Source organism: Pseudomonas sp. SD17-1 (genome assembly GCF_029201585.1).
In the GTDB taxonomy this organism is placed as follows: domain Bacteria; phylum Pseudomonadota; class Gammaproteobacteria; order Pseudomonadales; family Pseudomonadaceae; genus Aquipseudomonas; species Aquipseudomonas palmensis.
In genome coordinates this window covers 4,085,394-4,104,389 of record NZ_CP104044.1, presented here as the reverse complement: position 1 = coordinate 4,104,389, position 18,996 = coordinate 4,085,394, and the positions used below count along the sequence as shown (strand labels likewise).

General features: G+C 65.2%; 15 protein-coding genes and 3 tRNA genes. 17 read left to right on the top strand and 1 reads right to left on the bottom strand.

Features of this window, described 5'->3' with window-relative positions:
• The first annotated feature begins 35 nt into the window (after positions 1-35).
• The 17 genes from N0B28_RS18540 (at position 36) to N0B28_RS18460 (ending at position 16,871) form a co-directional block, all read left to right on the top strand.
• Positions 36-803 carry a methyltransferase domain-containing protein gene (locus N0B28_RS18540; RefSeq protein WP_123752728.1) on the top strand — a complete coding sequence of 256 codons (768 nt, stop codon included), beginning with the start codon at positions 36-38 and terminating at the stop codon, positions 801-803.
• Between the two features lie 55 nt (positions 804-858).
• On the top strand, positions 859-1,941 hold the full coding sequence (leuB, locus tag N0B28_RS18535) for a 3-isopropylmalate dehydrogenase (RefSeq protein ID WP_043862851.1): 1,083 nt from the start codon (positions 859-861) through the stop codon (positions 1,939-1,941).
• 64 nt (positions 1,942-2,005) lie between these two features.
• A complete protein-coding gene (gene asd, locus N0B28_RS18530) occupies positions 2,006-3,118 on the top strand; it encodes an aspartate-semialdehyde dehydrogenase (protein ID WP_043862850.1) in 1,113 nt (370 codons plus the stop codon).
• 148 nt (positions 3,119-3,266) lie between these two features.
• Entirely contained in the window at positions 3,267-4,277 is a 1,011-nt protein-coding gene (locus tag N0B28_RS18525) for an aspartate-semialdehyde dehydrogenase (protein WP_043862849.1), read from the top strand.
• Positions 4,278-4,452: 175 nt separating this feature from the next.
• Positions 4,453-7,329 (top strand): FimV/HubP family polar landmark protein, encoded by a 2,877-nt coding sequence (locus N0B28_RS18520; protein ID WP_275728002.1) that lies wholly within the window; start codon positions 4,453-4,455, stop codon positions 7,327-7,329.
• Between the two features lie 119 nt (positions 7,330-7,448).
• Positions 7,449-8,294 carry a tRNA pseudouridine(38-40) synthase TruA gene (gene truA / locus N0B28_RS18515; RefSeq protein ID WP_054916657.1) on the top strand — a complete coding sequence of 282 codons (846 nt, stop codon included), beginning with the start codon at positions 7,449-7,451 and terminating at the stop codon, positions 8,292-8,294.
• 38 nt (positions 8,295-8,332) lie between these two features.
• Positions 8,333-8,953 (top strand): phosphoribosylanthranilate isomerase, encoded by a 621-nt coding sequence (locus tag N0B28_RS18510; RefSeq protein ID WP_054916652.1) that lies wholly within the window; start codon positions 8,333-8,335, stop codon positions 8,951-8,953.
• A gap of 283 nt (positions 8,954-9,236) precedes the next feature.
• A complete protein-coding gene (gene accD, locus N0B28_RS18505) occupies positions 9,237-10,157 on the top strand; it encodes an acetyl-CoA carboxylase, carboxyltransferase subunit beta (protein WP_043862846.1) in 921 nt (306 codons plus the stop codon).
• Positions 10,154-11,461, top strand: a complete 1,308-nt coding sequence (gene folC / locus N0B28_RS18500) for a bifunctional tetrahydrofolate synthase/dihydrofolate synthase (protein ID WP_275727999.1) — start codon at positions 10,154-10,156, stop codon at positions 11,459-11,461. Before accD ends, folC begins: the two co-directional genes overlap by 4 nt.
• Positions 11,445-12,089 (top strand): SPOR domain-containing protein, encoded by a 645-nt coding sequence (locus N0B28_RS18495; RefSeq protein WP_275727997.1) that lies wholly within the window; start codon positions 11,445-11,447, stop codon positions 12,087-12,089. Before folC ends, N0B28_RS18495 begins: the two co-directional genes overlap by 17 nt.
• Positions 12,090-12,188: 99 nt before the next feature.
• Entirely contained in the window at positions 12,189-12,743 is a 555-nt protein-coding gene (locus N0B28_RS18490; RefSeq protein ID WP_043862843.1) for a CvpA family protein, read from the top strand.
• 41 nt (positions 12,744-12,784) lie between these two features.
• Positions 12,785-14,290: an amidophosphoribosyltransferase gene (gene purF / locus N0B28_RS18485; RefSeq protein WP_043862842.1), complete on the top strand. Its 1,506-nt coding sequence runs from the start codon at positions 12,785-12,787 to the stop codon at positions 14,288-14,290.
• 16 nt (positions 14,291-14,306) lie between these two features.
• Entirely contained in the window at positions 14,307-15,518 is a 1,212-nt protein-coding gene (locus tag N0B28_RS18480) for an O-succinylhomoserine sulfhydrylase (RefSeq protein WP_043862841.1), read from the top strand.
• Between the two features lie 11 nt (positions 15,519-15,529).
• Positions 15,530-16,288 (top strand): SDR family oxidoreductase, encoded by a 759-nt coding sequence (locus tag N0B28_RS18475; RefSeq protein WP_167400232.1) that lies wholly within the window; start codon positions 15,530-15,532, stop codon positions 16,286-16,288.
• Positions 16,289-16,469: 181 nt separating this feature from the next.
• A tRNA-Val gene (locus N0B28_RS18470) sits at positions 16,470-16,545 on the top strand.
• Between the two features lie 77 nt (positions 16,546-16,622).
• Positions 16,623-16,699, top strand: a tRNA-Asp gene (locus tag N0B28_RS18465).
• 95 nt (positions 16,700-16,794) lie between these two features.
• A tRNA-Asp gene (locus N0B28_RS18460) sits at positions 16,795-16,871 on the top strand.
• 158 nt (positions 16,872-17,029) lie between these two features.
• Here the strand turns inward: N0B28_RS18460 and N0B28_RS18455 are convergent.
• A complete protein-coding gene (locus N0B28_RS18455; protein WP_275727996.1) occupies positions 17,030-18,907 on the bottom strand; it encodes a methyl-accepting chemotaxis protein in 1,878 nt (625 codons plus the stop codon).
• Positions 18,908-18,996 lie beyond the last annotated feature (89 nt).

Below are 18,996 nucleotides of genomic sequence, written 5' to 3'. Positions count from 1 at the left end.
TGATGTGCCGGCCAAGCCGCCCCAGGAGATCCATGATGACCCGCAGCACCGCCCACACCGAAGTCGTCCAGCGCCAGTTCGGCGAACAAGCCTCTGCCTACCTGAGCAGCGCCGTGCATGCCCAGGGTAGCGAATTCGCCCTGCTGCAGGCCGAGCTTGCCGGGCACGCCGACGCCCGCCTGCTGGACCTGGGCTGCGGTGCCGGTCACGTGAGCTTCCATGTCGCCCCGCTGGTGGCCGAAGTGGTCGCCTATGACCTGTCGCAGCAGATGCTCGACGTGGTCGGCGCCGCCGCCATCGAGCGCGGCTTGAACAACATCGTCACCGAGCGTGGCGCCGCCGAGCGCCTGCCGTTCGCCGACGCCTCGTTCGATTTCGTCTTCAGCCGCTACTCGGCGCACCACTGGAGCGACCTGGGCCTGGCCCTGCGCGAGGTGCGCCGGGTGCTCAAGCCCGGCGGCGTGGCCGCGTTCGTCGACGTCATGTCGCCGGGCAGCCCGCTGCTCGACACCTACCTGCAAAGCGTCGAAGTACTGCGCGACACCAGCCACGTGCGCGATTATTCTGCCGGCGAGTGGCTGCAACAGGTCAGCGAAGCCGGCCTGTGCACCCGCAGCCACACGCGCCAGCGCCTGCGTCTGGAATACACCTCGTGGGTGGAGCGCATGCGCACCCCCGAGCCGATGCGCGCGGCGATTCGCCAGTTGCAGCAGGCAATGGGCGCCGAAGTTCGCCAGCATTACCAGATAGAAGCCGATGGCTCCTTCAGCACCGACGTGATCGTGCTCTGGGCCCAACGCTGAGTTTCCCCCGGTACGCCAGTGCGGCGCACCGCTTGAATTGAATGACGAGGAACCCATGAGCAAGCAGATTCTGATTCTCCCAGGTGATGGCATTGGCCCGGAAATCATGGCCGAGGCGGTCAAGGTGCTGGAACTGGCCAACGACAAGTTCCAGCTCGGCTTCAGCCTGGCGCACGATGTGATCGGTGGCGCGGCCATCGACAAGCACGGCGTGCCGCTGGCCGACGAGACCCTGGAACGTGCGCGCCAGGCCGACGCCGTGCTGCTGGGCGCGGTGGGCGGGCCGAAGTGGGACAAGATCGAGCGTGATATCCGCCCTGAGCGCGGCCTGCTGAAAATCCGTTCGCAACTGGGCCTGTTCGCCAACCTGCGTCCGGCCATTCTCTACCCGCAGCTGGCCGATGCGTCCTCGCTCAAGCCAGAAATCGTCGCCGGCCTGGATATCCTGATCGTGCGCGAGCTGACCGGCGGCATCTACTTCGGTGCGCCGCGCGGCACCCGCGAACTGGAAGGCGGCGAGCGCCAGGCCTACGACACCCTGCCGTACAGCGAGAGCGAAATCCGCCGCATCGCCCGTGTCGGTTTCGACATGGCCCGCGTGCGCGGCAAGAAACTGTGCTCGGTGGACAAGGCCAACGTGCTCGCCTCCAGCCAGCTGTGGCGTGAAATCGTCGAGGACGTGGCCAAGGACTACGCGGATGTCGAGCTCAGCCACATGTACGTCGACAACGCCGCCATGCAACTGGTGCGCGCGCCCAAGCAGTTCGACGTGATGGTCACCGACAACATGTTCGGCGACATCCTGTCGGATGAGGCTTCCATGCTCACCGGTTCCATCGGCATGCTGCCGTCGGCGTCACTGGATGCCAACAACAAGGGCATGTACGAGCCGTGCCACGGTTCGGCCCCGGACATCGCCGGGCAAGGCATCGCCAACCCGCTGGCGACCATCCTGTCGGTATCGATGATGCTGCGTTACAGCTTCAACCAGCAGGCGGCGGCCGAGGCCATCGAACAGGCCGTGAGCCTGGTGCTGGATCAGGGCCTGCGCACCGGCGACATCTGGTCGGCGGGCTGCAGCAAGGTAGGTACGCAGGAAATGGGCGACGCAGTAGTCGCAGCGCTGCGGAATCTGTAATCTCTCGGGCCCGCCGCTGGTTTCTTCCAGGCGGCGGCCCACTTTTAGCGAAGGTGTAGTTGCGATGAAACGTGTAGGTCTGATCGGTTGGCGCGGTATGGTCGGTTCCGTGCTCATGCAGCGGATGCTCGAAGAGCAGGATTTCGATCTGATCGAGCCGGTGTTCTTCACTACCTCCAATGTCGGGGGCCAGGGGCCATCCGTGGGCAAGGACATCGCTCCGCTCAAGGATGCGTACAGCATTGAAGAGCTCAAGACCCTCGATGTGATCCTGACCTGCCAGGGTGGCGACTACACCAACGAGGTGTTCCCCAAGCTGCGCGAAGCCGGCTGGCAGGGTTACTGGATCGATGCCGCTTCCAGCCTGCGCATGCAGGATGACGCGGTCATCGTGCTGGACCCGGTCAACCGCAAGGTCATCGACCAGCAGCTGGACGCCGGCACCAAGAACTACATCGGTGGCAACTGCACCGTCAGCCTGATGCTGATGGGCCTGGGCGGCCTGTTCGAAGCCGGCCTGGTCGAATGGATGAGCGCCATGACCTACCAGGCGGCCTCCGGCGCTGGCGCGCAGAACATGCGCGAGCTGATCAAGCAGATGGGCGCTACCCATGCGGCGGTTGCCGATGACCTGGCCAACCCGGCGGCGGCCATCCTCGACATCGACCGCAAGGTTGCCGAGGCCATGCGCAGCGACGCCTACCCGACCGAGAACTTCGGCGTGCCGCTGGCCGGCAGCCTGATCCCGTGGATCGACAAGGAACTGCCCAACGGACAGAGCCGTGAAGAGTGGAAGGCCCAGGCCGAGACCAACAAGATCCTGGGTCGTTTCAAGAACCCGATCCCGGTCGACGGCATCTGCGTGCGCATCGGCGCCATGCGTTGCCACAGCCAGGCGCTGACCATCAAGCTGAACAAGGACGTGCCGATCGCCGACATCGAAGGCATGATCAGCCAGCACAACCCCTGGGTGAAGCTGGTGCCGAACCAGCGCGAGATCAGCATGCAGGAGCTGAGCCCGACCAACGTCACCGGCACGCTGAACATCCCGGTAGGGCGTCTGCGCAAGCTGAACATGGGGTCGCAGTACCTGGGCGCCTTCACCGTGGGCGACCAGCTGCTGTGGGGCGCGGCCGAGCCGCTGCGTCGCATGCTGCGGATCCTGCTGGAGCGTTGATCGCTGCTGCGCGGTAGAACAGGCCCCCTCGTCTTGCGACGCAGGGGGCTTTTTTGTGGTGGCCTGATGCCTTTGCCGGCACCGGGTGGTCTCGCTGCGGCAATCCGAGTAAAGTGCCGCTCCCCCCGTTCTGCCAGAGGCACTGTCCATGACTCAGACCTACGATATCGCCGTGATCGGCGCCACCGGCACCGTCGGCGAGACCCTGGTGCAAATCCTCGAGGAGCGCGATTTTCCCCTGGGCACCCTGCACCTGCTGGCCAGCAACGAGTCGGCGGGCAGCTCGGTGAACTACCGTGGCAAGAACCTGCGCGTGCGCGAAGTCGATGCCTTCGACTTCAGCCAGGTCAAGCTGGCGTTCTTCGCCGCAGGCCCTGCGGTTACCCGCAGTTTCGCCGCCAAGGCGCGTGCCGCCGGGTGTGCGGTGATCGATCTGTCCGGCGCGCTGTCGGCCGAACAGGTGGCAGCAGTGGTGCCCGAGGCCAATCCACAGGCCATCGACAGTCAGAGCCTGCCCGTGCAACTGGTCAGCCCGAGCGCTGCCGCGGTTGCCCTGGCGGTGGTGCTGGCCCCGCTCAAGCACCTGCTGGAACTGGAACGGGTCAACGTGACGGCGTGCATGGCGGTGTCGGCCCAGGGCCGCGAGGCGGTGGGCGAACTGGCCCGGCAAACTGCGGAGTTGCTCAATGCGCGTCCGCTGGAGCCGCGCTTCTTCGATCGCCAGGTGGCGTTCAACCTCCTGGCCCAGGTGGGCACCAGCGACAGCGAGGGCCATGGCGCCCTTGAGCGTCGCCTGGTGAGTGAGCTGCGCGAGTTGCTTGGCCTGCCTTCGCTGAAGATTTCCGTAACCTGTGTTCAAGTCCCGGTGTTTTTCGGCGATAGCTACACTGTGGCCGTGCACAGTCGCAAGGCGGTCGATCTGGCGGCGGTGAACGCCGTGCTGGAGCACGCCGACAGTGTCGAGCTGGTGGAGGCGGGTGACTACCCGACCCCGGTCGGCGATGCGGTGGCCCAGGATGTGGTGTATGTCGGGCGGGTGCGTGGCGGTGTCGACGAGGCCGAACAGCTCAATCTCTGGCTGACCACCGACAACGTGCGCAAAGGCGCGGCGTTGAACGCCGTACAGCTGGCGGAGTTGTTGATAAAACACCTTGCGTAAAAGATACTTGGCGACGATTTGCACATTGTTTCTGAAATACTGGAAGTGAGCGGCCGTCACGCGCTTGCGGGGCACCTTGCCAACATGATCCGGTGGTCATGCCAGTCAAATGCCTCACGGCGGTTTTTCACTTTCTTCTCGGTAGCCGGGGAAGGTTCATACAAAGGATGAGGTCATGCTTCGAATTCGCAAACTGGTGTTAGCAATAGCCGCGGCATCGGCGCTGTCCTCGGGTATGGCGCATGCGCTGGGGCTGGGCGAGCTGACCCTCAAGTCGGGGCAGAACCAGCCGCTGGATGCCGAGATCGAATTGCTCGATGTGCGTGACCTCACTCCCGCCGAAGTGGTGCCCAGCCTGGCGCCGGCCGAAGAGTTCAGCAAGGCCGGGGTCGAACGCCAGGCGTACCTCAACGACCTGACCTTCACCCCGGTGATCAACCCCAGTGGCAAGAGCGTGCTGCGGGTGACCTCCAGCCAGCCGCTGCCGGCCCCTATGGTCAAGTTCCTGGTGCAGGTGATGTGGCCCCAGGGCCGCCTGCTGCGCGACTACAGCGTACTGATCGACGCCTCCAAATTCTCTCCCGAAGCGGCCCAGGCGGCTTCGGGCGTCACCCCTGCGGTGACCGCGCCCGCCCGCCACACCACCGTGCGTCGCGACACCTTGTGGCAGATTGCCGCCAAGGCGCGCCAGGGTGGATCGGTGCAGCAGACCATGCTGGCGATCCAGGCGCTCAACCCCGATGCCTTCTACAACGGCAACATCAACCAGCTCAAGGTTGGCCAGGTACTGCGCCTGCCCGACCAGCAGCAGGTCGCCGCCATCCCCCAGGGCCAGGCCGTCAAGGAAGTGGCCGAGCAGTATGCGGCCTGGCGTGAGGGGCGCCGTCTGGGCCCGCGTGCGCGCCAGCTCGACGCCACCCGGCGTGACGCGGCCGGCGCCGCCCCGGCGCGTATCGCCCAGCAGGACAACCTCAAGCTGGTGGCACCCGGCGGCAAAGGTGCGGCTGGCGACAGCAAGGCCCTGGCCGACAAGCTGGCGATGGCCGAAGAGAGCCTCGACACCACCCGGCGTGACAACGCCGAGCTGAAAAGCCGTGTGGCGGATCTGCAGAGCCAGCTGGACAAGCTGCAGCGCCTGATCGAACTGAAGAACGACCAGCTGGCGCGCCTGGAAGCCCAGAGCGCAGCGCCGGCGAGCGTGCCTGCGCCCGAGCAGCCGGCGATCGATGCCCAGTTGCAGCAGGCGGTACCGAGCGAAGCGGTGGTGTCCCCGGCGCCGGCTGCCGTGGATACCGCGCCGTTGGCCGAAACGCCGCCGGCTGCCGTTACCCCGAGCGATTCGGACAAGATGCTCGACGACCTGCTGGGCAACAGCTGGCTACTGGCGCTGATCGCAGGTTCAGCCTTGCTGGTGCTGTTGTTGCTTCTGCTGCTGTTGGCGCGCAAGCGTCGTGCCCAGCAGGAGGCTGAAAAGCACATGCGCATGGCGCGAGCCCTGGCCGAGGAAAGCGACCTGGGCCTGGGGCCGGACATGGACCTGCCGCAAAGCAGTTTCGAGGGCCTGGAGGTCTCCGCGCCGAGCGTGACCCTGGCGCCGGGTGTGGTGGCGGCCTCCGCTGCAGCGGCTGCGGCTGCCGAGGTAGCACCCGCCTATGACAGGCTGGACCCGGAGTCCGAGCTGGAGCTGGAGCCGGAATTCGAGCCCAAGCCGGCCCCCGTGGTCGAGCCCGCGCCCGAGCCGGTAGAGGTTCCGTCTCCGGCCCCGGCTGCGGTGGTGGCACCGGCCGTCATCGCGGCTGCCGTGCAGGCACCGGCCGAGGACGCCCCCGCGCCAAATGATGATGCCCTGCTGGCGGAAGTCGACCTGAGCATTGCCCGTGGTCGTCTGAACCATGCCGCCGAGCTGCTGGAGCCTGCGGTGGAGCAGGCCCCCGAGCGCGCCGACCTGCGCCTGAAGCTGATGGAAGTCTATGCCCGCCAGGGCGACCGTGACGCCTTTGTCGGCCACGAGCGCCAACTGGTTGCCAATGGTCAGAACCACGCCGATGTCGAGTCGCTCAAGCAGCGTTACCCGGCCATGCTCGGCGTGGCCGCAGCGGGCGTCAGCGCTGCGGCCCTGGCCGCCGAGCTGGATGCCCAGTATGTGCAGGACCTGCTGCAGGACGACCCGCAGCCCGCGCCGGAAATCGAGTTGCCGGGCGAAGACGACCTGGACAGCGCCTTCGACCTGAGCCTGGATGACCTGGAGGGGTTGGAAGGCCTTGAAGACCTCGAAGGTCTCGAGGGCCTGGCAGACCTGCAGATCGATGATCCGCAGGCGCCGCAGGCCACGCCGCCTGCCGATATCGCGGCGCTCGACGACCTCGATTTCGATACCCTGCTGCAAGAGCAGACCCAGGCCCAGGCCCAGGCCGAGACGCCAGCGCCGCAAGTGCCCGACGTGCAGGAGCAGGCAGTGACTGAAGTGCCGGCCGAGACGCCCGCCGAGGTGCCTGCCGAGCCGATGCCCGAACCTGCACCGGTCGAGCCCGAGCCAATCCTGGATGACCTGTCCGACTTCGACCTCGACATGGGCGCCGACCTTGCGCCACCGGCGCCTGAAGCTGCACCCGCCGCTACGCCTGAAGCGCCACTGGATATCGAGGCCCAGTTGGCCGCGTTCGATGACTCACTGGGGCTGGACGACAGCTTCCCGGACCTGGCCGATGATTTCGACCTGTCCCTGGCCGACGAGCCGGACCCGCTGGACGCCAGCTTTGCCGCCGAGCTGGACGACGTCAACGCCGAGCTCGACAAGCTCTCGCAGAACCTCGAGCAGCCTTCCATCGCGCCGCACTTCACCGCCGAGGACGCCTCCGACCTGATGCTCGACGAGCCGGAGTTCGACTACCTCTCCGGTACCGACGAAGCCGCCACCAAGCTTGATCTGGCACGTGCCTACATCGACATGGGCGACAACGACGGCGCCCGCGAGATACTCGACGAAGTGATGAAGGAAGGTACCGAGACCCAGCGCAAGGAAGCCATCGAACTGCGTTCGCAGATGAGCTGAACGCCCACCTGAAAGGCCAACGGCAGCCCTCGTGGCTGCCGTTGTCGTTATAATCCGCGCCATTGCGTAAACCGACAGGCTGTATCCCCTTGGAAATCATCGATAACGCCGCAGCCGAAATGGCCGCCGAAGGCTTTTTCAGAATCGCGCTGGGCGTGGAATACAAAGGCACCCGCTACCGTGGCTGGCAACGCCAGGCCAGTGGCGTGCCGAGCGTGCAGCAGACCCTCGAGGAGGCACTGTCGAAGGTCGCCGACTCGCCAGTGTCGCTGCAGTGCGCCGGGCGTACCGATGCCGGCGTGCATGCCAGCGGCCAGGTGGTGCATTTCGACACGCGGGCGGTGCGCAGCATGAAGGCCTGGACCATGGGCGCCAACATCAACCTGCCGCATGACGTCAGCGTGTCGTGGGCCAGGCAGATGCCGGCGCACTTTCACGCGCGCTTCAAGGCCATTGCCCGGCGCTACCGCTACGTGATCTACAACGACCAGATCCGCCCGGCGCACCTGGGCGACCAGGTCACCTGGAATCACCGCCCACTCGATGCCGGGCGCATGGCCGAAGCCGCAGCCTACCTGGTGGGCACCCATGACTTCAGCGCCTACCGCGCCGGCCAGTGCCAGGCCAAGTCGCCGATCAAGCAGATCCATCACCTGCGGGTGAGCCGGCATGGGCGCATGATCGTGCTGGATATCCGTGCCAGCGCCTTCCTGCATCACATGGTGCGCAACATTGCCGGCGTGCTGATGACCATCGGCGCCGGCGAGCGTCCGCCCGAGTGGGCCAGGGAAGTGCTCGAAAGCCGCGTGCGTCGTACCGGCGGGGTGACCGCGCACCCGTTCGGGCTGTACCTGGTGCAGGTGGAATACCATGACGAGTTCGAACTGCCCGAGCGTTTCATCGGGCCACATTTCCTTACGGGTTACGAGTCGTTGACGGCTGACGGCCCGCAAGGCATTTGCTAACATCCGGAGCTTTCCGGTTCAGCTGAGGTTCACAGGCCATGTCCGCCGTTCGCAGCAAGATCTGCGGGATTACCCGCATCGAGGATGCGCTGGCCGCGGCCGAGGCGGGCGCCGACGCCATCGGGCTGGTGTTCTACGCGAGAAGTCCGCGGGCGGTGAACGTGCAGCAGGCGCGGGCGATCATCGCTGCACTGCCGCCCTTCGTCACCACCGTGGGCCTGTTCGTCAACGCCAGCCGCTGTGAGCTCAACGAGATCCTCGACGCCGTGCCGCTGGACCTGCTGCAGTTTCATGGCGACGAAACCCCGGCCGACTGCGACGGCTACCACCGTCCCTGGATCAAGGCCCTGCGGGTTCGCCCCGGGGATGACCTGGAGGCCGGCTGCCAGCAGTACGCCAAGGCCAGCGGCATCCTCCTCGACACTTTCGTGGCCGGCGTTCCGGGCGGAACCGGCGAGGCGTTCGACTGGTCCCTGATACCCGAGCACCTGAGCAAGCCGATCATCCTGGCTGGCGGCCTCTCGGCCGACAATGTCGGGGCGGCCATCGCCCAGGTGCGTCCTTATGCAGTGGACGTCAGTGGTGGGGTGGAGCAGGCCAAGGGCATCAAGGACCCGGCCCGCATCGAGGCGTTCATGCGCGCGGTGCGCCAGGCGTGAGGGGCGGGCGAATGCTCGATGTGACGGCTGGCGGTGCGCCATCGTCCATAGCTTTCGCAGCCCGTTGCTGCCGGATCGCGCCCACGGGCCGATCGAAATTACCGGGTGGCGCCACCGGCGTCGCCTTTACAGGTTGACGATGAAGCTGGGGCAGGGTGGTACCGCGCTGAACGCGCACCGCCGGCCACGGTTCATCATCGCGTCATACACGAATTGAGCTCAAGGGCATACGCGTGACCCGGCAACTTTTGCCTGCCGGTCGCCGCTACTGGAGAAAGAAAGCATGAGCAACTGGTTGGTAGACAAACTGATCCCTTCGATCATGCGTTCCGAGGTGAAGAAGAGCTCGGTACCCGAAGGGCTGTGGCACAAATGCCCGTCCTGCGAGGCCGTGCTGTATCGTCCGGAGCTGGAAAAGACCCTGGATGTGTGCCCCAAGTGCAATCACCACATGCGCATCGGCGCACGTGCACGCATCGACATCTTCCTCGACGCCGAAGGCCGCAATGAGCTGGGTGCCGACCTGGAGCCGGTCGACCGCCTGAAGTTCCGCGACGGCAAGAAGTACAAGGACCGCCTGGTTGCTGCGCAGAAGCAGACCGGCGAAAAGGACGCCCTGGTTTCCATGAGCGGTACCCTGCTGGGCATGCCGGTGGTGGTCAGTGCGTTCGAGTTCTCCTTCATGGGCGGTTCGATGGGTGCCATCGTCGGCGAACGTTTCGTGCGTGCCGCCAACTATGCCCTGGAAAACCGCTGCCCGATGGTCTGCTTCTCGGCCTCGGGCGGCGCGCGCATGCAGGAAGCGCTGATCTCGCTGATGCAGATGGCCAAGACCTCCGCCGTGCTGGCGCGCCTGCGCGAAGAAGGCATCCCGTTCATCTCGGTTCTCACCGACCCTGTTTACGGCGGCGTTTCGGCCAGCCTGGCAATGCTCGGCGACGTGATCGTGGGCGAGCCCAAGGCGCTGATCGGCTTTGCCGGCCCTCGGGTTATCGAACAGACCGTGCGCGAAAAACTGCCTGAAGGCTTCCAGCGCAGCGAGTTCCTGCTGGAGCACGGTGCCATCGACATGATCATCGCCCGATCCGAACTGCGCCCGCGCCTGGGCAATCTGCTGGCGCAGATGATGGGCCTGCCGACGCCGAAGTTCGTCGCCCCCGTGATCGAGCCGATCGTGGTACCACCGGTGCCTGCCAACGTATGACCCAGCGCACCCTGGGCGAGTGGCTCGCCTACCTCGAGCAGTTGCACCCGTCGACAATCGACATGGGCCTGGAGCGTTCGCGGCAGGTCGCAACGCGCCTCGGGCTGGGCCAGCCCGCGCCTCGGGTGATTACCGTTACCGGCACCAATGGCAAGGGCTCTACCTGTGCCTTCGTGGCCAGCCTGCTGCAGGCCCAGGGCCTGAAGGTCGGGGTCTACAGCTCGCCGCACCTGCTGCGCTACAACGAGCGGGTGCAGATCGACGGCCAGCAGGCCAGCGATGCGCAGCTGTGCCAGGCATTCGCCGCCGTCGAAGCGGCGCGTGGCGAGACCTCCCTGACCTACTTCGAGGCCGGTACCCTGGCGGCGTTCTGGCTGTTCCAGCAGTCGGCGCTGGACGCCGTGGTGCTTGAAGTGGGCCTGGGCGGGCGGCTCGACACCGTCAACCTGGTGGACGCCGACCTGTCCGTGGTCACCAGTATCGGTGTCGACCATTGCGATTTCCTTGGCGATACCCGTGAGTCGGTGGCCTTCGAGAAGGCCGGGATTTTCCGTGCCGGCAAGCCGGCGCTGTGTGGCGACCTCGACCCGCCGCAGCCGCTGCTGGACAAGGCACGCGAACTAGGCTGCCGGTTCCTGCTGCGCGGACGCGACTTCGACCTGTCCAGCACCGACCAGTACTGGCAGTGGCGGGGCGTGGATGCGCACGGCAATGCCGTCGAGCTGCACGACCTGCCGTTGCTCGATCTGCCCATGGAAAACGCGGCGCTGGCGTTGCAGACCTACCTGCTGACCGGCCTGCCCTGGAATGCCGCGCAGATCGCCCAGGCACTGCGCGACACCCGTATCGTCGGGCGTCTCGACCGTCGCCAGTTCATCTGGCAGGGCAAGCACCTGAGCATTCTGCTCGACGTCGGCCATAATCCACATGCGGCCCAGTACCTCGCTCAGCGCCTGGCTTCGCGCCCGGTGGCCGGCAGGCGCCTGGCGGTATTCGGCCTGCTGGCTGACAAGGACCTGGCCGGGGTGATCGAACCTCTGCATGCGCAAGTGGCCCACTGGGCGGTTGCGCCACTGGACACCGCCCGCAGCCGGCCTGCAAGCGAGTTGCAGGCCGCGTTGCAGAACCTTGGCGCCGACGTGAAGTCGTATGCAAGCGTCGCCGACGCCCTTGACGGGCAGTGCGCGCAAGCGACGGCAGGCGACCAGATCCTGCTGTTCGGATCATTTTTCTGTGTCGGCGAGGCCCTGCAGTGGCTGAGCCGGCAGACCATGGAGGACGGGGCAAATGGCGTTGCTGGATAAAGTCGTCAAGCAGCGGATGGTGGGCGCGCTGGTGCTGGTGGCACTGGCGGTGATCTTCCTGCCGATGCTGTTCACCCGTGAGGACGAGCTGCGCCAGGTGCATGTCGAGGCGCCCGCCGCCCCGGCTGTGCCGGCCTTACCGCAGGTGCAGGTGGAGCCGGTGGAGGTGCCCGAGCCGCAGGTGATCCAGGATGAGGCGCTCACCGCCCAGGAACCCAGCGCACCGAGCATGCCCATTGCCCCGGCACCGGTGGTGACTGCACCTACCCCAGCGCCCGCCGCGCCGGTGACGGAGGCCAAGCCGGCCACGCCTGCGCCGGTCAGCAAGCCTGCGGCGGCCCCGGCCAAGCCGGTTGCCAGTGCACCTGCCAAGGTCGATGGCAATGGCCTGCCGGTGAGCTGGTCGGTGCAACTGGCCAGCCTGTCCAACCGCGCCAATGCCGAGAACCTGCAGAAAACCCTGCGTAGCCAGGGCTACAACGCCTATATTCGCTCGGCCGAAGGTACCAACCGGGTGTTCGTCGGGCCGCTGATCGAGCGTGCCGAAGCCGAGCGCCTGCGCGATGTGATCAACCGCCAGCAGAACCTCAAGGGTTTTGTGGTGCGCTTCCAGCCCGAACGTAGCTGACCCCCCGCCGTCCGGCCGCCGCCGGATGGCAAATCACCGCTTACCGATAGCCCACCGCTCTGGTAAAATGCGCCGCCTTATCCGTTTGCAGGCAGCACTGTGGCATTTACCTGGGTCGACTGGGCGATTCTCGCGATCATCGCCGTTTCTTCGCTGATCAGTCTCAAGCGCGGTTTCGTCAAGGAAGCCTTGTCGCTGCTTACCTGGATCATCGCCGGTGCGGTCGCCTGGATGTTCGGTGGCGGTATCTCGCAGTACCTTGAAGGCTACATCCAGACGCCGTCGGCGCGGGTGATAGCCGGATGTGCCATTCTTTTCGTCGCCACCTTGCTGGTGGGGGCAATGATCAATTTTCTGATCGGCGAGCTGATTCGCGTCACCGGGTTGTCCGGGACCGATCGCTTCCTGGGCATGGCGTTCGGCGCCGCTCGCGGGGCCCTGCTCGTCGTGGTGGCGGTCGGGCTGCTGAGCCTGGGGCCGGTACAACAGGACCCGTGGTGGCAGGAGTCTCGCCTGCTGCCACAATTTCTATTGGTGGCTGACTGGTCGAAAAACCTCATTCTGGGGCTGACCAGCCAGTGGCTAGCCAGCGGAATCAGCGCACCGGCTGATCTCCCGTTTCAAGAACAGTTGCTTGGGCCCAAAGCGCCCTGAGTGCTGATCCGTCAAGTTTCATAATGTAGGGGTTGCGTCGCATGTGTGGCATCGTCGGTATCGTCGGTAAGTCGAACGTCAATCAGGCGCTGTATGACGCGCTAACCGTGCTCCAGCACCGCGGCCAGGATGCTGCCGGTATCGTTACAAGCCATGATGGCCGACTATTCCTGCGCAAGGACAACGGCCTGGTACGTGACGTGTTCCAACAGCGTCACATGCAGCGTCTGGTGGGCCACATGGGCATCGGTCATGTGCGCTACCCGACTGCGGGCAGCTCGACCTCGGCCGAGGCCCAGCCGTTCTACGTCAACTCGCCGTATGGCATCACCTTGGCGCACAACGGCAACCTGACCAACGTGGAGCAACTGGCCAAGGAGATCTACGAGTCCGACCTGCGCCACGTCAACACCAACTCCGACTCCGAAGTGCTGCTCAACGTATTCGCCCATGAGCTGGCGGTGCGCGGCAAGCTGCAACCGACCGAGGAAGACGTGTTCGCCGCCGTGACCGACGTGCACAACCGTTGCGTGGGTGGCTACGCGGTGGTGGCGATGATCACCGGCTACGGCATCGTCGGCTTCCGCGATCCGAACGGCATCCGCCCGATCGTGTTCGGCCAGCGTCACACCGACGAAGGCGTCGAATACATGATCGCCTCCGAAAGCGTCTCGCTGGACGTGCTCGGCTTCACCCTGATCCGCGACCTGGCGCCGGGCGAAGCGGTGTACATCACCGAAGAAGGCAAGCTGCACACCCGCCAGTGCGCCATCGCGCCCAAGCTTTCCCCCTGCATCTTCGAGCACGTTTACCTGGCCCGCCCGGATTCGATCATCGACGGTGTGTCGGTGTACAAGGCGCGCCTGCGCATGGGCGAGAAGCTTGCCGAGAAGATTCTGCGTGAGCGTCCCGAGCACGACATCGACGTGGTCATCCCGATTCCCGACACCAGCCGTACCGCGGCGCTGGAACTGGCCAACCACCTGGGCGTGAAGTTCCGTGAAGGCTTCGTCAAGAACCGCTACATCGGCCGTACCTTCATCATGCCCGGCCAAGCCGCGCGCAAGAAGTCGGTACGCCAGAAGCTCAATGCCATCGAGCTGGAGTTCCGCGGCAAGAACGTGATGCTGGTCGACGACTCGATCGTGCGCGGCACCACCTGCAAGCAGATCATCCAGATGGCCCGCGAAGCCGGCGCGAAGAACGTCTACTTCTGCTCCGCCGCGCCAGCGGTGCGTTTCCCCAACGTCTACGGCATCGACATGCCGAGCGCTCATGAACTGATCGCGCACAACCGCAGCACCCAGGACGTGGCCGAACTGATCGGCGCCGACTGGCTGGTCTACCAGGACCTGCCGGACCTGATCGAGGCTGTAGGTGGTGGCAAGATCAAGATCGAGCATTTCGATTGCGCGGTATTCGATGGCCAGTACGTGACTGGCGACATCGACGCCGCCTACCTGGACAAGATCGAGCAGGCGCGCAACGACGCCTCCAAGGTCAAGAACCAGGCGGTCAGCGCGATCATCGACCTTTACAACAACTGACAAGGGGAGCAACGGCATGACACAGCAATGGGATGCCGGGCGCCTGGACAGCGACCTCGACGGGGTCGCTTTCGATACGCTGGCGGTACGCGCCGGCCAGCATCGCACGCCGGAAGGTGAGCACAGCGACCCGCTGTTCTTCACTTCCAGCTACGTGTTCCGTACGGCGGCCGATGCCGCTGCGCGGTTCGCCGGCGAGGTTCCAGGCAACGTCTATTCGCGCTACACCAACCCGACCGTAAGGGCCTTCGAGGAGCGCATCGCCGCCCTGGAAGGCGCCGAGCAGGCGGTCGCCACCTCCACAGGCATGTCCGCGATCCTGTCGCTGGTGATGGCCTTGTGCAGCGCTGGCGACCACGTGCTGGTCTCGCAGAGCGTGTTCGGTTCGACCATCAGCCTGTTCGAGAAGTACTTCAAGCGCTTCGGCGTGCAGGTCGACTACGTGCCGCTGGCCAACCTGGCTGGCTGGGAACAGGCGATCAAGCCCAACACCAGGCTGCTGTTCGTCGAGTCGCCGTCCAATCCACTGGCCGAGCTGGTGGACATCGGCGCGCTGGCCGAGATCGCCCATGCCCGGGGCGCGCTGCTGGTGGTGGACAATTGCTTCAGCACTCCGGCCCTGCAACAGCCATTGAAGCTGGGCGCGGACATCGTCATGCATTCGGCGACCAAGTTCATCGACGGCCAGGGGCGCTGCATGGGCGGCGTGGTCGCCGGGCGCAACGAGCACATGAAGGAAGTGGTGGGCTTTCTGCGTACTGCGGGGCCGACGCTGAGCCCGTTCAACGCCTGGGTGTTCCTCAAGGGCCTGGAAACGCTGAACCTGCGCATGCGCGCCCACTGCGCCAATGCCCAGGCCCTGGCCGAGTGGCTGGAGCAGCAGGACGGTGTCGAGAAGGTGCATTACGCCGGCCTGCCAAGCCACCCGCAGCACGAGCTGGCCAAGCGCCAGATGCGCGGCTTCGGTGCGGTGGTGAGCTTCGAGGTCAAGGGTGGCAAGGAGGGCGCATGGCGCTTCATCGACGCCACGCGGCTGATTTCGATCACCGCCAACCTGGGTGACAGCAAGACCACCATCACCCACCCGGCCACCACCTCCCACGGCCGTCTGGCGCCGCAGGAGCGTGAGGCCGCCGGGATTCGCGACAGCCTGATCAGGGTTGCCGTGGGCCTGGAAGACGTGGGCGACCTGCAGGCCGACCTGGCGCGCGGTCTGGCGGCGCTGTGATCGACTGGTCGGTGAGCGAGAGCAGCCACAACGGGCGTGTGGCGCTGGTAACCGGCGCTGCACGCGGGATCGGCCTGGGCATCGCGGCCTGGCTGATCAGCGAGGGCTGGCAAGTGGTGCTCACCGACCTGGATCGGGCCCGTGGCGCGAAGGTGGCCAAGGTGCTCGGTGACAACGCCTGGTTTGTCGGCATGGACGTGGCCGACGAGGCCCAGGTGACGGTGGGCGTGGCCGAGGTGCTGGGGCAGTTCGGGCGCCTGGATGCGCTGGTGTGCAACGCGGCGATTGCCGACCCGCACAATACCACCCTCGAAAGCCTCAGCCTGAACCACTGGAACCGCGTGCTGGCGGTCAACCTGGGTGGCCCGATGCTGCTGGCCAAGCACTGTGCGCCTTACCTGCGCGCGCATTGCGGCGCCATCGTCAACCTGGTGTCCACCCGTGCGGCACAGTCCGAACCCGATACCGAGGCCTATGCTGCGAGCAAGGGCGGGCTGCTGGCCCTGACCCACGCACTGGCCATGAGCCTGGGCCCGGAGATCCGCGTCAACGCTGTCAGCCCTGGCTGGATCGATGCGCGGGACCCTTCGCTGCGCCGTGCCGAGCCCTTGAGCGAGGCCGACCATGCTCAGCACCCGGCGGGCAGGGTAGGGACCGTGGAAGATGTGGCGGCGATGGTGGCATGGCTGTTGTCGCGCAACGCGGGTTTTGTCACCGGCCAGGAGTTCGTGGTGGACGGTGGCATGACCAAGAAGATGATTTACACGTAAGCGGCAGGCTTCACGCGACACGCTGCAAGAACCTGTGCAATCGGCTTTTGATTCTGCTTTTACTTGCAGCTTGTTGCTTGAAGCCTGCAGCTGTTTTTTTACGAAAGTGAAAAAAACTTCAACACTGGTATTGACTTAGGTTCGATACCTGCGTAAATTTCACCACCTCAGCGAAGCACACGGGTGATTAGCTCAGCCGGGAGAGCATCTGCCTTACAAGCAGAGGGTCGGCGGTTCGATCCCGTCATCACCCACCACTTCCTGAGATGTTCCTGGCCCGACACTTTCGAAAGACGGTGTTACCAGAGAGGAACAGGACGCAAGTCCACTATGCGCAGCGGTAGTTCAGTCGGTTAGAATACCGGCCTGTCACGCCGGGGGTCGCGGGTTCGAGTCCCGTCCGCTGCGCCACTTTTCTCCAGATCGGTTCAACAACCGGTTTGAGGTCCGAAGCCAAGGCTTCAGGCCAGATCCCAGTTTCAAACAGGTGAAAGCCTGTGCGATACGCAGCGGTAGTTCAGTCGGTTAGAATACCGGCCTGTCACGCCGGGGGTCGCGGGTTCGAGTCCCGTCCGCTGCGCCATATCCGCCTCGAGGCCCTTGAACTCCTCGAAGCAACAAAAAAAGCGACCTTAGGGTCGCTTTTTTTGTGCCTGCAGAAAAGCCTGGCCGCCAAGGCTGGCACCTGCTGGCGACGTACTGCCTGCAGGTGCCGGCCTTGCTGGCGAAAGAATATGCCCCTCAGACCTTGAAGCGCGAAAGCAGCCCTTGCAGCTCAGTGCCCAGGCGCGCCAGCTCTGCCGCCGAGGTGGCAGTGTGCGCCGAGGCGGTGGACGTCTGTTCGGCCACATCACGCACACTGATCACGCTGCGACCGATCTCTTCGGCTACCGCGCTCTGCTGTTCGGCGGCGGTCGCGATCTGCACGTTCATGGCCTGGATGTGCGTGACCGTGTGTGTGATGGCCTGCAGCTCCACGCCTGCCTCATTGGCCAGCCCGACTGTCGTACCGACCATGCCCTGGCTGGTGTGCATGCGTTCTGCAGCCCTCTGCGCACCCTGCTGCAATGACCCGATCAATGTCTCGATCTCTGCGGTGGACTGCTGGGTGCGTTGGGCCAGCCCGCGCACCTCATCGGCCACCACGGCGAAGCCACGCCCGGCCTCGCCGGCACGTGCCGCCTCGATGGCGGCGTTGAGCGCCAGCAGGTTGGTCTGCTCGGCAATGGAATTGATCACCGTCATCACACTGCCGATGCGTTCGCTCTCTTCGGACAACCTGCCGACGGCGTCGGCGGAGGTGCCGATGTCGTCGGCCAACTGGTCGATCTGGGTCAGTGCGCGCTGTACCACCAGATTGCCCTGGCTGGCCTGGCTGTTGGCCTGGCGGGTGGCGGTACTGGCCTGCTCGGCATTGCGCGCCACTTCCTGCACCGTGGCTACCATTTCGCTCATGGCCGTGGCGACCTGGTCGGTCTCCAGTTTCTGGCTGTCGACGCCGGCACGGGTCTGTTCGGTGATGGCCGAGAGCTGCTCGGCCGCCGCTGACAACTGAGCGGTAACGGTGCCCACCTGGCCCAGCACACCGCGCAGGTTGTCGCCGCTTTGGGAGAGGGCTAGGAGCAACTGGCCAAACTCGTCACGGCGCAGCTCGCTGCTGTTATCCATCAGGTCGCCGGCACCGATACGACGCGCGATCACTACGGCCTGCTGCAGCGGCTGGGTGATCTGGCGGATGATCACCCAGCCGATCGCACCGCCCAGCAGCATGGCGCCAACCAGCAGCCCGAGCATCAGCGCACGGCTGTGGCTGGACTCGTCGACGCTGAGCTGATTCTGGCGTGCGATCAGCGTATTGATCGCTTCCAGGCTGGTTTCGATATTGCTCACCAGCACCGTACGGCTGCGGGCCTGCTGCTCGACATCGCGGGCAAAGCGCTCGGCCAGTTGCAGGTACTGGTCCAGGTCGGAGGGCAATCTACCCAGTTGCGGGTGACGGCTGCCCAGGCGCTTCAGGTTGTCATTGGCGCGCGTGTGGGCCTCACGCACCGTGTCCAGGCGTTTGGTGCTGCCCTCGCGCATCATGGCCAGGCTGTTCTGGCGCAGGTCGCTCAGGGCGTCGTTGAGGGTGGCAAGGTCGCGACGGACGTTGCCGGCGTCGTCCTGGTACAGCGCCTGGGTCAGCGTACGGACATCGTTCTGCAGGCTGCTGCCCAGGCGCTCGGAATCGGCCTGGATGCGGCCTATGTCCTGCTGGGCGGTTTGCAGCTGGCGAAACTGCTGCATGTAGCCCTGCATGTTTTCCAGCACGTGTTGCAACTGCTGCCTGGACACTGCGTCGTCCAGGCGCTGGAGGTTCTCCTCGATCAGCGCCACCAGGGTGCTGTAAGAGGTGTTCAATTGCGCCGCAAGGTTTTCATCGCCGTGGTGTTCATACGACAGGCGCGCGGCGCGAATGTCATTGGTGTGGTCGAGCACGTGATTGACCGACACCAGCCGATCGGCACGGGTGGTCAGGGTGTTGAGGCTGCGAATGCCGATCACGGCGAGGAGCGCCATCAGCAGCACGATACTCGCGAAACCGAGGGCCAGCTTCACTTTCACCGATATGTTTTTCACCTTGAATGCTCCTGGGTCGATGGTCAGTGGCTGACGTAGTGGCGTATTGCCATTTTCTGTCGCATGCCGGGCCAGTATCGATGGGCTCA